General features: G+C 69.6%; 14 protein-coding genes and 1 tRNA gene. 2 read left to right on the top strand and 13 right to left on the bottom strand.

Annotated features, from left to right (window positions below; genetic code table 11):
* Positions 1–59: 59 nt before the first annotated feature.
* The 13 genes from IPG72_13240 to IPG72_13180 form a co-directional block, all read right to left on the bottom strand.
* The gene (locus IPG72_13240; protein ID MBK6769947.1) at positions 60–710 is read right to left on the bottom strand and encodes a response regulator transcription factor; all 651 of its coding nucleotides are present in this window, start codon (positions 708–710) and stop codon (positions 60–62) included.
* Positions 707–1930, bottom strand: coding sequence for a GAF domain-containing sensor histidine kinase (locus IPG72_13235; protein ID MBK6769946.1), 1224 nt, complete (start codon positions 1928–1930; stop codon positions 707–709). Before IPG72_13235 ends, IPG72_13240 begins: the two co-directional genes overlap by 4 nt.
* 33 nt (positions 1931–1963) lie before the next feature.
* Positions 1964–2209, bottom strand: a complete 246-nt coding sequence (locus tag IPG72_13230) for a hypothetical protein (GenBank protein ID MBK6769945.1) — start codon at positions 2207–2209, stop codon at positions 1964–1966.
* A 17-nt stretch (positions 2210–2226) separates the two neighbouring features.
* Complete coding sequence (locus IPG72_13225; GenBank protein MBK6769944.1) at positions 2227–3576, bottom strand: amino acid permease; 1350 nt, start codon at positions 3574–3576, stop codon at positions 2227–2229.
* 156 nt (positions 3577–3732) lie between these two features.
* On the bottom strand, positions 3733–4287 hold the full coding sequence (locus tag IPG72_13220) for a DUF1697 domain-containing protein (GenBank protein MBK6769943.1): 555 nt from the start codon (positions 4285–4287) through the stop codon (positions 3733–3735).
* Positions 4288–4362: 75 nt separating this feature from the next.
* Positions 4363–4668, bottom strand: a complete 306-nt coding sequence (locus IPG72_13215; protein ID MBK6769942.1) for a hypothetical protein — start codon at positions 4666–4668, stop codon at positions 4363–4365.
* Positions 4669–4852: 184 nt separating this feature from the next.
* Positions 4853–5887, bottom strand: coding sequence for a DUF3137 domain-containing protein (locus tag IPG72_13210; protein MBK6769941.1), 1035 nt, complete (start codon positions 5885–5887; stop codon positions 4853–4855).
* Positions 5884–6456 carry a LemA family protein gene (locus IPG72_13205; protein ID MBK6769940.1) on the bottom strand — a complete coding sequence of 191 codons (573 nt, stop codon included), beginning with the start codon at positions 6454–6456 and terminating at the stop codon, positions 5884–5886. Before IPG72_13205 ends, IPG72_13210 begins: the two co-directional genes overlap by 4 nt.
* Positions 6457–6735: 279 nt before the next feature.
* A complete protein-coding gene (gene rplT / locus IPG72_13200; protein ID MBK6769939.1) occupies positions 6736–7407 on the bottom strand; it encodes a 50S ribosomal protein L20 in 672 nt (223 codons plus the stop codon).
* 12 nt (positions 7408–7419) lie between these two features.
* Positions 7420–7629 carry a 50S ribosomal protein L35 gene (gene rpmI / locus IPG72_13195; protein MBK6769938.1) on the bottom strand — a complete coding sequence of 70 codons (210 nt, stop codon included), beginning with the start codon at positions 7627–7629 and terminating at the stop codon, positions 7420–7422.
* A gap of 167 nt (positions 7630–7796) precedes the next feature.
* A complete protein-coding gene (locus IPG72_13190; protein MBK6769937.1) occupies positions 7797–8687 on the bottom strand; it encodes a translation initiation factor IF-3 in 891 nt (296 codons plus the stop codon).
* A gap of 182 nt (positions 8688–8869) precedes the next feature.
* Complete coding sequence (locus IPG72_13185; GenBank protein MBK6769936.1) at positions 8870–10753, bottom strand: threonine--tRNA ligase; 1884 nt, start codon at positions 10751–10753, stop codon at positions 8870–8872.
* Positions 10754–11212: 459 nt separating this feature from the next.
* Positions 11213–11286: transfer RNA gene (locus IPG72_13180), tRNA-Val, on the bottom strand.
* A 189-nt stretch (positions 11287–11475) separates the two neighbouring features.
* On the opposite strand from IPG72_13180, the gene IPG72_13175 reads away from it, so the two are divergent.
* Positions 11476–11919, top strand: a complete 444-nt coding sequence (locus IPG72_13175; GenBank protein MBK6769935.1) for a DUF4399 domain-containing protein — start codon at positions 11476–11478, stop codon at positions 11917–11919.
* Positions 11920–12001: 82 nt separating this feature from the next.
* On the top strand, positions 12002–14059 hold the full coding sequence (uvrC, locus tag IPG72_13170; protein ID MBK6769934.1) for an excinuclease ABC subunit UvrC: 2058 nt from the start codon (positions 12002–12004) through the stop codon (positions 14057–14059).
* Positions 14060–14115: the final 56 nt, after the last annotated feature.

Genomic DNA, 14115 nt, shown 5'->3' with positions numbered 1-14115 from the left:
GTGCCGGAAGGATAAACCACATTCGGTTCCAACGTCCGTTGCCCAACGTAGGGGCACCCCTACGACAACCGCGCATCCCGCGCCCGCACGATCGCCTGCCCCCGATCGTCCACCTGCAGCTTGCTGAAGATCGTGCTGATGTAATTGCGCACGGTCTTCGGGCTGAGAGACAGCTGGACGGCGATCGCGTCGTTCTTCAGGCCGCGCGCCATGAGCCGCAGGACGTTCCGCTCGCTGTCCGTCAGCTCGGGGAACGTCGGCGAGGGCGCCACTGGCGGCGTGCTGAAGAACGCGATCATCCGCTCGGCGATCGCCGGGCTGAAGATCGCCTCGCCGTGGCCGACGGCCAGGATGGCGCGGGTCATCTCGTCGTCGTCCATGTCCTTGAGGACATAACCGCGCGCACCGGCCCGCAGCGCCGCGAAGACGGAGTCGTCGTCCTCGAACATCGTGACGACGAGGATGCGGATCTCCGGGTGGGCGGCCGCGATCCGGCGGACGGCCGAGAGGCCATCGCCGTTGGGCATCTGGAGGTCCATCAGCACGACGTGAGGCGCGAGCTCGCCCGCCAGCCGCACGGCCTCGTCGCCGCCCGCCGCCTCGCCGACGACCGCGATGCCCGGCACCGTGGCCAGCAGCGCGCGCAGGCCCTTGCGGAACAGGGGGTGGTCGTCGACGATGATCAGCCGGAGCGGTTCGGTCGGGGTCATGCCGGTCCTCCGAACGGAATCGTGGCCGTGACGACGGTGCCGGCACCGGGCGCCGACGTCCGGGAGAGCGTCCCCCCGAGCTCGGCCGCCCGCTCGCGCATCGAGACGAAGCCGACGCCCGCCCGGCAGCCGTCGCCGAGACCGACGCCGTCGTCGGCGACCGTCAACGTGAGGGCCGACGCGGATACGTCGAGCTGGACCGAGCATTGCGCCGCGTTCGCGTGCCGGTCGACATTGTGCAGCGCTTCGGCGGCGATGCGGTAGAGCGCGACCTCGACGGCGGCCGGCAGCGACGGCAGCGCGTCCGGGACGTCGACGGTTCGCGTCGTACCGGCGCCCGCGCCGGCCGCACCGAGGTTGCGCAGCGCGCCGGCCAGGCCGAACTCGTCAAGCATCGGCGGACGAAGGTCGTACACCAGGTGACGGATGTCGGCCGTCGCGGCGCGGACGTCGTCGCGCAGGCTGTCGATGAGCGCTGTGGCCGCCGGATCGTCCTGCAGCGCATGGCGGAGGGCGCTGAGCTGGAGCCGCAGCGAGGCCAGCGTCGGGCCTAGGCCGTCGTGCAGATCGCGCCGGATCCGCCGCCGCTCCTCCTCCCGCGCCGTGACGATCTGGCGTCGGGACGCCTGGAGCGCCTCGGTCAGCTGGGCGGCGTGCAGCGTGATCCCGACCTGGCGGGCGAGATCCCGCAGGAGCTTCGTGTCCGCTTCGGACAACGGCTCGCCCGGCCGGCGCGCCGAGACGAGCAGCGCGCCGACGGTCGTGTCGTGGTAGGCCAGCGGGATCGTCGTCGTCTCGGCGCCGTCGATGCGGGCGCCGCTTACCGCCGTCAGCGGCGCCTCGCCGAGGTTCGTTTCGATCGCCACGTACGGCAGCTTGAGGCTCTGGGCGATCGCCGCCGCGATCGCCGGCACCATCGCCGCCGGGGCCGGGTCGGCGTCGACACGCTCGTGGACCTCGGCCAGGACGGCATATGGGTCGTCGTGCTGGCCGTAGACGACGCCGTGGATGCCCTTGCGCAGCCAGTTGCGGACCGGGCGGACGGTCAGGATGATGATCGGCAGGCTGATCGCGTTCAGCCACCACGGCACCTGAACGTAGTCGTTGTCGATCCCGCCGAACGCCAGGACGACGACGTAGACGACGAAGACATAGGCGCCGAGCAGGAGGTAGAGCAGCAGGCCGCTCAGCCAGGCCTCGACGGACGGGTGGCGCCGCACGATCGGATCGAATCCCTTGTGCGCCCGATCGACTCAGGCCGTCACCGGCCGCGGCTTCGGCCAGAGGAGCAGGGCGATGACGACGATCGAGATGACGACGCCGAGGCCGGCCATCGTCTTCAGCATCGGGTCCGGGGCGAAGAGGATGCCGGGCGCGGCGGACAGCCCGTCCAACGCCCGGACGACGATCGTCAGGATGATGCCCCAGCGCTGGTTCTGCCAGATGCCGTAGGCCGAGACGAGGCCGATCGCGCCGAGCGCGAATCCGAGCAGGAGCACCGGTCATGGGGCCGGTGTCACGACGTGCGTGGGACATTGTCCCGGGCACGCCGCACGACCTCGTATACCGGCAGCCCGAGCGCCGTGACCGCGAGGCCGGCGAGCGCCTGCATCGGGCCGCCGCCGAGGAAGAGGAAGAGCATGACCGCGGTGAGGACGAGGAAGACGATCGGCGGCAATGGATACAACGGCATCGCGAACCCCTCCGGCGGGCCGCTGCGGCGGCGCTGCACGATGACGGCCGCCGCGGTGCCGGCCAGGAAGAGGACGACGGTGAAGATGAAGTAGGCCAGGATTGCGTCGAACGTGCCGAGGGCGACGAGCACGCAACCGAGGACAGCCTGGACGGCGATCGCGCGCGCCGGCGTGTGCCAGCGGGGGTCGACGGCGCCGAGGGCGCGGAAGAAGACGCCGTCCTCGGCCATGGCGTAGTAGACGCGCGGCGCGGCCATGAGCAGCCCGGCCAGGCTGCCGAGGACCGAGACGATGACGATGCCGGCGAACAACCGCCCGCCCGCCGTGCCGAAGAGCACCTCGCCGACGCGGGCGACGAACGCTTCCCCATCGCCGACAGCCGTCAACGGGACGAGGTAGATGAACGCCGCGCTCGTGACGATGTAGACCGCGGTCACGATGCCGACGCCCCAGATCATCGCCCGCGGCAACGTCCGCCGCGCGTCCTTCACCTCGCCGCCGAGCTTGCTCAGGTCCCACCAGCCGCCGAACGCGAAGAACGCGCCGACGAGCCCACCGGCCAGTGCCCCGAAGAGCGGGCCGGCGTCGGCCGGCCGGGTCGCGAACGGCGCGAAGTGGCCCATGTCGCCGAGCTGGCCGCCGAACGCCCAGACGGCGAGGAAGGCCAGGAAGCCCACCTTCAGCACGGTCAGCGCCCGCACGACGCCGGCGCTCTGCCGGAGGCCGACGATGTTCAGCGCGGCGAGGACGATGATCGCGGCCATCGCCGCGCCCTTGGCGGCCAGCGGGCCCATCGGCACCGCGTAGCCGGCGTACTGCGCGAAGCCGACGGCCAGCGCGGCCGTGATCCCGGGGTCCATGACGAGCATCGCCATCCAGCCGTACAGGAACGCCCAGCGCAGGCCGTACGTCTCGCGCAGGTAGACGTACTGGCCGCCGGCCTCCGGCCAGCGCGCCGCCAGCTCGCCGAAGCACAGCGCGCCGCACAGCGCCATCGTCCCCATGACGAGCCAGACGATGAGCAGCCAGAGCGGCGATCCGAGCCCTTTGGCCATCTCCGCCGGCGTCAGGAAGATCCCGACGCCGATCACCTCGCCGACGACGATGGCGATTGCGGCCCGGAGGCCGAGGCGGCGTTCGAGCGTGGGGTGGGCGGTCGTGCCAATGGTCATCGACGGTCAACCTTCGGTGGTGATCGGCGGCGCGCGGCGGGATGATGCCACATGCAGCAGCCAGCGCCGACGTTGCAACCAGGGCGCGACGAAACCGGACGCCGCTGCTCTGCGGCGCTCTCGAACGCCCTTCCGTTCGGCCTCGATGCCCTCGGGCTAGCCCGTCGCCGGGTACTTCGCCGCCAGCCGCTGCACCGTGTTCCGCCCGCGGAACGTCGCCCGGCGGCGCAGCGCGCGCTCGAAGGCGTTGTTGTTGAACTTCGAGTCGCTTTGCTTCGTGCGGCACAGCCAGTAGACCTCGCGGCCGTGGCAGTGGAAGTCGTCGATGTCGTTGTTGAACCCGCTGAGGATCGCGATCTCGTCGGCGTTCAGCGGCGATGCCAGGAAGCCGACGTTGAACGCGACGATCGACGCCATCGCGACCGCCGGCAGCGGCTCGTACGCCGCGACGGCCTCCAGCTCGGCGACGGTGCGCAGGAACGTCGCCACCTCGTAGCCGAGCGCCGCCTTCAGGTGGGCCTCGATGGCCGCTTCGAGCGCCGTGTCGGGCGCTGCGTCCGTCTCGAAGACGACGTTGCCGCTGGCGATGAACGTCTCGACGGCGTCGAAGCCGAGCTGCTCGAACAGCGCCCGCAGCGCCTCCATCTTCACGTTGTGGCCGCCGACGTTGATCGCGCGCAGGAAGGCGATCGTCTTGGTCATGTTCGTCATCGGGACCGTCCTTCGATCGTGCGGTGCGACGCACCGCGGCAGTGACACGACTGCGACACGACTGCGACACGACTGTCAGGGCGACTCCGCCGCCCCGACGGATGCGCCCGCCTGCTGCCATGCCTCCCGCAGCCAGCCGCGGACATCGTCGTCGATCTCGGCGACCGTACGGACCTCGAGGTGGTGCGTGAACCGGCCGGGCGCCGGCTCGACGACCTCCTTCCAGCGCGGCGACGGGTCGCGCCGCCGGAGGGCCACCGTCAGCACGAGCGGGGCATGTGGGCCGTGCAGGTACTGGCCCGGGAGCCACGCCCAGGCAAATACCCGGCGACGCCGGAACGCCACCTGGCTCTTCGACACCCGAACCTCGGACGGCCCGATCGCCTCGACGGCCGCGCGGACGGCGTCGAAGAGCGGGCGCGACGGTGCGTGGTGGGCGAAGAAGGCGTCGAGCGGCACCGGGTCAGCGGGCATCGGGTGGCCCCAACCCGTACGCGGTGCGGATCGCGGCGATGATCTCCCGGCGCTGCCGCGAACGTTTCACGAGCGATGTCGCCGCGTTGCCCTACGACGACATCGTCGATGAGGATGGCGGTGGGGATGACGGCGGCTTCCCCCAGATCCGCGTGTTAAGGTTCAGCGCCTCGACGATCCCCTCGGCCAGCTCGATCTGCTCGACGATGCCGGCGACGTCGCCCTCCGAAACGGTTGCCTTGGCCGCCCAGATCGACGGTGGTTCGAACGCGTCCTTGCCGCTCGGGATCGCCAGGACGACGTGGCTGTCGACGAATGAGACGTGGACCTGTCCGCCGACGCGGTTCCGGTATTCAAGGAGGCGGCGCATGAGGCTCGTCGACAGGAGGTAGCGCGCCTCCACCTGGTCGGTGCCGTACACGGCGAACGCCTGCTCGAACTCGGGATCCTCGAGCGCCACGAGCTTGGCGTCGCTCATCGCCCGGCCAAGGCTCTGCAGGCGCTGCCCGAACGCGCCGAGCATGGACTCCGCGCTGTCCGGCCGGACGATCGTCACGCCGTTGAAGTGCTTGTTGAAGTCCGCGATGGCGAACCATCCGCGAAAGATCGTGTGCCAGTGCGTCGTCGTCTGGCCCTTGCTGTTCGTGGTCTGCGTCTTGTACTCGGCGTGGACCTCGCTGATGCGCAGGTGGGTTGCGCCGAACATCCCTTCGATGAGGTCCTCGCAGCCGTAGCGGTCGATGCCTTGCTCGAACAGCCTCGATGCGCGGAAGTCCGCCTCGCCGATCCCCTCGAACGGCGCGTAGCGTGCCGCCGGGAAGCGCAGCGCGACGAGACGGCCGACGACCTTCGTCTTGAACGCCGCCTTGTACGCGCTCGCCGCCGGCGAAACCGTGATGCCGTAGCCGATTGCACCGATGATCACCGCCGCGACCGGCGCGGCGGGCCACCAGCGCGTCAGCGGCGCAAGGAACGCGAACGCGCCGAGGCCGATCGCGACGGCGCCGCCGACGGCCAGTGCCGCCGCACGGACGGCCTTGGCGTGGACGGCGCCGTGGAGCGCCTCGATCTCGCCGAGGTCGGCGCCGAGGGCGGCCAGGAGCGTCGGTGCGTGCGAGACGGTCATGCGCCGCCGCTGAACAGCGCGCCGACGTCGACGTTCGCGCGCTCGGCTTCGGCGGCCTCGAAGAGCGGGCGCAGCGTCAGGCCCATCGTCCCGGCGATGAGGTTGCCCGGTACGGTCTGGATGGCGGTGTTGAACGCCGTCACGGCCGCATTGTAAGCCCGTCGCGCCGCCGAGAGCTGCTCCTCGACCTCGTTCAGGGCGCCCTGCAGCTGGACGAAGTTCGCGCTTGCCTTGAGATCCGGGTAGCTCTCGACGGCCACCCGCAGCTGGCCGAGCGCCCCGCTGACCTTCCGGTCGAGGTCGGCGCGCTCGACGTCGCTCAGATCGCCGGACAGGGCGCGCGTCCGCAGCGCGGTCAGCTCCGTCAGCGTGCTCTTCTCGTGCCCCATGTACGCCTCGACCGCGGCGACGAGGTTCGGGATCAGGTCGAATCGCTTCTTGAGCATGACGTCGACGGTCGAGAGCGATTGGTCGACGTTGTTCCGGCGGCGGATCAGGCCGTTGTACAGGACGAAGTAGGCCAGGACGGCCACGGCGAACAGGGCAAGCGCGATCCAGAGTGCGTTCATGACAGGCGCGATCCGGGTGCGCCGTGAGGCGCGGGCCGGATCACTCTACCTCCTTGGGATGGGGACGGTGACGCGTCGCGGCAGATCGCGACGCCGGGCGGAGTATACGACGGTGCACCCGTGCGGGTCGCACCGCGGGTCGGCTCCAACGAGAGCAACGAAAGAAAGGGGCGCCCAAGTCTGGGCGCCCCTTTCTTTCTGACGGATTCGTACGAGCACATCACGCGCATCGGGGTGTTTGCGCCGGTACCCGCAAGTCCCCGCGCCGTCTCGGGAGGCTCAGCCTGCCGCGTCCGCCCCGTCGTCGCCCGACTCGGCGTCGATCGCGTCGGCGTCGATCGAGCCGCCCGCGGCATCATCGCCGCCAGCGTCGGACATCGCGACCGCGACGACCTCCGGCTCGGCCTCCGCCGCCACGATCTCGACATCGGGCTCGGTCTCGTCGAACGACGTCGAGCTCTCGACATCGGCCGCCGCCGCGGCCGCAGACGTGGCCGCAGCCACGCGCGCCGCGCGGGGCGCCTTCGCCGGCTTGTGGACTTGCGGCGTCACCGGTGCCAGCTCGCCGGTCGTGGCGGTCGGCACGTGGTTCGGCGCAATGCCCGCCGCCTTGACGGCTTCGACGATCGTCCCGAAGGCGGTGATGTCGCGCGCGGCCACGTCGGCGAGCATCTTGCGGTCCATGTTGATGCCGGCGACGCCCAGGCCGTGGATGAACGTGCTGTAGCTGTAGCCGTACATCCGGGCTGCAGCGTTGATGCGCTGGATCCAGAGCTTGCGGAAGTCGCGCTTGCGCTTGCGGCGGTCGACGTAGGCATGCTCGAGCGCCTTGGTGACCGCCTCGTTGGCGCGGCGGAACAGGCGATGCCGCCCCTGCTGGTAGCCACGGGCCATCCGCAAGATCTTGCGGTGGCGACGTGTGGTGACGATCCCTCCCTTAACGCGGGCCATCGTAAGCTCCTCTTACCGCTTCCAGAGAATCGGCGCCAGGCGCCGGACTCGCTTGATCGTTGCCTTGTCGGTGACCACCAAGTACTCGTCGAACAGCCGCCGCGTGCGCGAAGGCTTCTTGCGACGGAGGTGGCTCTTGCCGATCTTGGTGCGCATGAGCTTGCCGGTGCCGGTCACCTTGAAGCGGCGCTTCGTCGACTTGTGCGTCTTCATCTTGGGCATCGGACCCCTCCTGCTTGCCACATCGCGCTGCCCGAACGTGCGGCGACGCGATGGCGATCGATCTCGTTGTTATCGTTGCCGGACAAGGCGTCACCGCCAGGCCGAAAGCCGATCCCTCTGTTCTGTCTCTTCTGCCTCTGTCGTGCGCCGCTGTCGTGCGCCGCCGCTCACTCGCCGTCGGCCGTCCCGACCTTTCCGTCCTTCGCCGCGGCCGGAGCCACAGGGGTGGAATCCGCGGCCGTCAGCACATCCGCAACGGCCACCGCTTCCGGCACCGCCTCAGCGGCGGCTTCCGATCCGGCCTCCGCCGCGACCGGGCCGGCCGCCTTGGCTCCCTTGCCTGCGCCGCCGCGCGGGGCCGGCGCTTCAACGGCCGGCATCGGCGGCGCGACGAGGCGCACGGGCGCGGTTCGCACCGGTCGTCCGTCCGTCTTGCCGGCATCCCGACGCGGCCCGACGACCATCAGCATCGAACGCCCCTCGAGGCTGGGTTGTTGTTCGACCTCCCCCGCAACCGCCAGTTGTTCAGCGACTTCGGTCAGCAGCTCGAGCGCAATCTCGGGGTGGGTGATCTCGCGGCCGCGGAACTGGATCCGGACCTTGACCTTCATCCCTTCCTCGAGGAACTTGATCGCGCGCTTGATCTTGACGCCGGTGTCGTGCTCGTGGGTCTTCGGCCGGAGCCGGATCTCCTTGATCTCGACGACCTTCTGCATCTTGCGCGCTTCGCGCTGCTTCTTCATCTGAACGTACTGCCACTTGCCGTGGTCGAGAATCTTGCACACCGGAGGATCAGCTCCGGCTGCGACCTCGACCAAGTCGAGCCCCGCTTCGCGGGCCATGTTCAGCGCCTCCCGCATGGGAACGACGCCGATCTGCTCACCGGCGGGACCGATCAAGCGGACGTGCGAGGTCGTGATGGCCTCGTTGATCCGTTGCTTGAGCTGTGGCGGCGGCTCGGGCTGTCCTCTGCTGATTGCTGCACCTCGCTGTGTTCGGACGACACGGTGGTCGGGACCTGGGGCGGCGAAATCGCCTGAAACACAAAATGGTTGCATCGCCCGGCGGGCGTGGCCACGCCGACGGGGACGCAACGGCCCTCAAGTATAACGACCCCGGGCCCGCCCCGTCAAGGGATTGTGGGGGCAGGTCCCCGTGCCTGCCCCGATCCACGTCCCATCACGCCGACCCACGGACAAGGCGACGCGCCCGTCCGCCACGCCATCACGCCGACCCACGTTCAAAGCGTCGCCGCGCGCGCGCGCACCCGCTCGACCACGTCGGCCGCGAATGTGCCCACCGACGCCGGCTCGCCACGACTGCCGTCGCGCCGGCGGATGGCCACCGTGCCGTCCGCCATCTCCTGGTCGCCGACGACGAGCATGTAGGGCACCTTCATGAGCTGGGCGTCGCGGATCTTGGCGTTCATCCGGTCCGCGCCGAGGTCGGCCGCGACGCGCAGCCCGGCGGCGCGCAACTCAGCGGCGACGCGCTCCGCATAGCCGTTGTGATCCTCGGTGATCGGGATCACGCGGGCCTGCTCGGGCGCCAGCCAGACCGGGAAGGCGCCGGCGTAGTGCTCGATCAGGAAGCCGATCAGGCGCTCATGCGTGCTGAGCGGCGCGCGGTGGATGCACAGCGGCCGCTCGGCGCCGCCGCCGGCCGACGTGTACGTGAGGTCGAAGCGCTCGGGCTGGGCGAAGTCGACCTGGTTCGTGGCCAGCGTGAACTCGCGGCCCGTGGCGCTCCAGATCTGGACGTCGATCTTGGGCCCGTAGAACGCCGCCTCGTCCGGCACCTCGACGAACGGGATGTTGCCGCTGTGCATCGCCCGGCGGACCATGTCCTCCGTGTGCAGCCAGAGCGGCGCGTTGTCGACGTACTTCTTGCCGAGCCCGCGCTTGTGGTGCGTGCTGAAGCGCATGACGTAGCGTTCGATGCCGAAGAGCGCGAAGTACTCGAGGTACATCGCGATGACGTCCAGGAACTCGACCTCGAACTGCTCGGCCGAGCAGTAGATGTGGGCGTCGTTCATCTGGAGCGAGCGAACGCGCAGCAGGCCGATCAGCTCGCCGCTCTTCTCGAAGCGGTAGCACGTCCCGTACTCGGCCAACCGGAGCGGCAGGTCGCGGTAGCTGCGCGGGCGGCTGGCGAAGATCTTGTGGTGCATCGGGCAGTTCATCGGCTTGACGTAGTAGCGAACGCCCTCGAGCTCCATCGGCGGGTACATGCTCTCGGCGTAGTACGGCAGGTGGCCGGAGTGGAGGAAGAGGTCCTCCTTGGCCAGGTTGGGCGTCCGGACGCGCTGGTAGCCGTGCCGCGCCTCGGCCTCCTTGGCCAGCCGCTCGATCTCCTCGATGAGGATCCCGCCGTTCGGCAGCCACAGCGGCAGCCCCGGCCCGACCTCGTCGTCGAACGTGAAGATGTCGAGCTCGCGGCCGAGCTTGCGGTGGTCGCGCTTCTTGGCCTCCTCGAGCATCAGCAGGTGCGCTGCGAGGTCCTTCTTGTTCAGCCAGGCCGTGCCGTAGATCCGCTGGAGCATCGGATTGTGCTCGTCGCCCCGCCAGTACGCGCCGGCCACGGAGAGAAGCTTGAAGGCGTCCGCCGGCAGCTGGCCCGTGTGCTCCACGTGCGGACCCTTGCAGAGATCTTCGAAGGCGTCCTGGCGATACGTCGAGATCACGACGGCGTGCGCGCCGGCCCGCGCTGCATCGCCCGCGTCCCCCGGCGCCCCGCTGCCGTCCCCGTCGGCGTCGTCGCGCTCGACGCCGTACTCGTCGACGTCGCCCTTGGCCAGCCCCTCGATCAGCTCGAGCTTGTACGGCTGTCCGGCGAACAGCGCGCGCGCTTCGTCGGCCGAAACCTCCCGATACTGGAACGGGTGTTTGCCGGCGATGATCTGCCGCATGCGCTTCTCGATTGCCGCCAAGTCCTCGGGCGAGAACGTCGTGGGGCGGCCGTCGGGTCCCATGCCGAGATCGAAGTCGTAGTAGAAGCCGTCGTCGATCGGTGGGCCGATCGCGAAGCGGACGTCGGGGTGGAGGTCGCGGACCGCCTGGGCCATGACGTGGGCCATGGAGTGTCGCAGGCGGTAGAGACGGTCGGACAGTTCGGACTCGGACATGATCGAACCTCCCGCGTGTTCGGGCCGACGACGGGCACGTCGCCGACGAACGAAAAGCCCCCACGCTCTTCAGGGCGAGGGGGCTTCGCGGTTCCACCTGAGTTCGACGACGTCGGCGAACTGCCCCGTTGCAGATCCCTCTGGCGGAGATCCCATGGCGATCCTGGGGCGAGCAGGTCGACGTCGACCTCTTCATAGCCGATAACGGCGCTACCCGGACGGACCTACTGGACCGGCGGCCTCTTCGTTGGGCGACGTGGCGATGGGCGACGTCGGTCGGAGGGCCGCCCGGCGGGTTCGGGCGTCGGCTCGGAGGGGGTGTTCGACCCGTCGGACAGCGGGGGGTGCTTGCAGCCGGTGACACCCGTTCTCTGGCGCGCGCGGCGGGCCTACTCGTCCTCGTTACAGCCTCTGGCGATGCAGTTTTTCGTGCACGAGCGCGACCGGGTCGCGTTCGAGTGGGCGGTACAAGACTCGAACTTGTGACCTCCACGATGTCAACGTGGCGCTCTAGCCAACTGAGCTAACCGCCCGAACAGACGCAGGAGTATACCGAAGGTCGCCTTGGCACGCCAACCCTTGACGTCGGCGACGACGGCTGCCCTCGACTGGCGGTCCCTTCGCGGCCGCACGTATACTCCACCGCCGACGGGCCGGCCTGCGCCCCGTCACAACGTCCGGCCGGACAATCGGCCGATGGCGACCACCAGAGGAGATGCGCGATGCGAACCTGGGTCACGATCCTGGCGATCGGCGCCGTTGGTCTCGCCGCTGCGGCGTGCAGCGGTGTTGAGGTCGGCGGCGACGACATGGGTCCGAGCGTGATGTTCGACACCCTCAAGGACGGCGACGAAGTCACGAGCCCGGTCAACATCTGTCTGTCGGCCGTGGACATCGCGATCGAGCCCAAGGGCGCCGTGAAGCCGGGCTCCGGGCACCATCACATCGTCGTCGACGCGTCCGAGGAGGAGCTGGCCACGTTCGAGCAGGCCGGATCCGTGATCCCGGCCGACGACACGCACATCCACATGGGCGACGGCGCGGCCTGCAAGGACATCGAGCTCCCTGCCGGCGAGCACACGCTGACGGCCATCGTGGCGGATGGCGCGCACATGACGCTTTCGCCGTCGCTGATGACGAGCGTCGAGGTCGAGGTCACGCAGTAGCGCCGACGACCTGTCCTAACGCCGACGATATAATGTCGTGGGGGCGCGGTTCGCCCCCACGACAGTCGGCCGTGAACGACAGATGACCCGCCCCGACCTGAAACCCTTGCTCGATACCCTCCCCACCAAGCCCGGCGTCTACCGATACTACGACGTCGATGGCGGGTTGCTCTACGTCGGCAAGGCCGTCAACCTGCGCAGCCGCGTGCGGTCGTACTTCCAGCAGAGCGCGGCGCACAGCGGCAAGACGATCCGGCTCGTGAGCAGGATCGCCCACATCGAGTGGACGATCACGGCATCCGATCTCGAGGCGCTCCTCCTCGAGATGAACCTGATCAAGCGCCACCGGCCGCACTACAACATCCTCCTCAAGGACGACAAGCGCTACCCGTACCTCAAGGTGACGCTGCGCGACGCCTTTCCGACGATCGTCTCGACGCGCCGCGTGCTGGACGACGGCGCGCGCTACTTCGGACCGTACGTCTCCGTGCAGTCCATGCGGGACACGATCGCCGCGCTGCGCAAGGTCTTCCCGTACCTGGATTGCGACCGCGAGATCACGGGCAGGGATCCGCGCGCCTGCCTGTTCCACGATATCGGCCTGTGCCTCGCCCCGTGCATCGGCGCCGTCAGCAAGGACGAGTACCGGGCGATGATCGCCCGTCTGTGCCGCTTCCTGGAGGGTCATACGTCCGAGGTCGTCGACGACCTGGCGGAGCGGATGCGCGCCCACGCGGCGGCGCTCGAGTTCGAGCAGGCGGCGCGGTTGCGGGATCGGATCAGCGCGATCGAGCAGCTCATCGAGCGCCAGCGCGTCATCGCGCCGACGCTGGCCGACCAGGACGTCATCGCGGTGGCGCGCGAGGACGGCTCGGCGATCGCCCAGGTGTTCTTCGTGCGCAACGGCAAGCTGATGGGCAGCGAGCACTTCCCGCTCGAGGGCACGGGCGACGAGCCGGACGAGACCGTCCTGGCCCAGTTCATCCAGCAGTTCTACGACAGCGGCCCGCAGGTACCGGGCGAGATCGTGGTGCCCGAGCACCTGGTGGAGTCCGAGATCATCGAACGCTGGCTGGGCGAGAAGCGCGGCACGAAGGTCAAGCTCCACGTCCCGCAGCGCGGCCACAAGCGTGACCTCGTCAACGTCGCCGTCGACAACGCGCACGAGACGCTGCGCGCCCTCCGGGTGGCGCACGCCCTGGAGAGCAAGTCCGACGTCGCCCGCCGCGCGATCGCCGAGCTGCAGGACGCCCTCGGCCTGCCCCGCCCGCCGCGGCGGATCGAGTGCTACGACGTCTCGAACCTGCAGGGCACGCACACCGTCGGCTCGATGGTCGTCTTCGAGGACGCCGTGCCCTACCGCGCCGACTACCGCCACTTCCGGATGAAGGAGACGGGCGGCGGCGACGACTTCGCGGCGATGGGCGAGATGCTCACGCGCCGGTTCCGGCGGCTGGCGGCGGCGCGGGCGGCGCGGGAAGGGGAGGCGGTCGATGGAGCGGCGGTCGATGCGGTGGTGCTCGATGCGGCCATCGACGCCGCGGCGCCCGATGTCGTCGATCCTCGCCCCCTCGAAGCGTCATTCGACGACGAGATCGTCGTGGAGATAGCGGACGACGAAGCGGTCGATGTCGTCGTCGCGGTCGCCGACACCACGGCCGCCGACGGCGCCGACACGCTCACCCGCGCCGACGCCGCCCGGGGCGCGTTCGAGCGCGAGCCGGACCTTATCCTCGTCGACGGCGGCAAGGGGCAGCTCGGCGTCGCTGTGAAGGTCCTGCAGGAGCTCGGCCTGGACGATCTGCCGCTGGCGTCGCTGGCCAAGCGCCACGAGGAGCTGTTTCGCCCCGGGCAGAAGGGCTCGGTCTACCTCCCCCGCGAGAGCCAGGCGCTGTTCCTTGTCCAACGCGCCCGCGACGAGGCGCACCGCTTCGCGATCACGTACAACCGCAAGCTGCGCCAGGACAGCGGCCTGCGGAGCAGCCTGGACGAGATCCCGGGCATCGGCCCGAAGCGCCGCCGCGCGCTCCTGACCCACTTCGGCTCGCTCGAGCACATCCGCATGGCCAGCATCGACGACATCGCGGCCGTGCACGGGATGACGCGACGGGCGGCGGAACAGGTGAAGGCGTACCTCTAGTACCCCACCCCTCATCTTCCCATCCCAACCCACAAGCCCGCTCCCCCCGGGATTGG

Source organism: Candidatus Avedoeria danica (assembly GCA_016703025.1).
GTDB classification, from domain to species: domain Bacteria; phylum Chloroflexota; class Anaerolineae; order Epilineales; family Epilineaceae; genus Avedoeria; species Avedoeria danica.
Note: the sequence above shows the minus strand (reverse complement) of the source record. Positions and strands in the feature narration are given on the sequence as shown.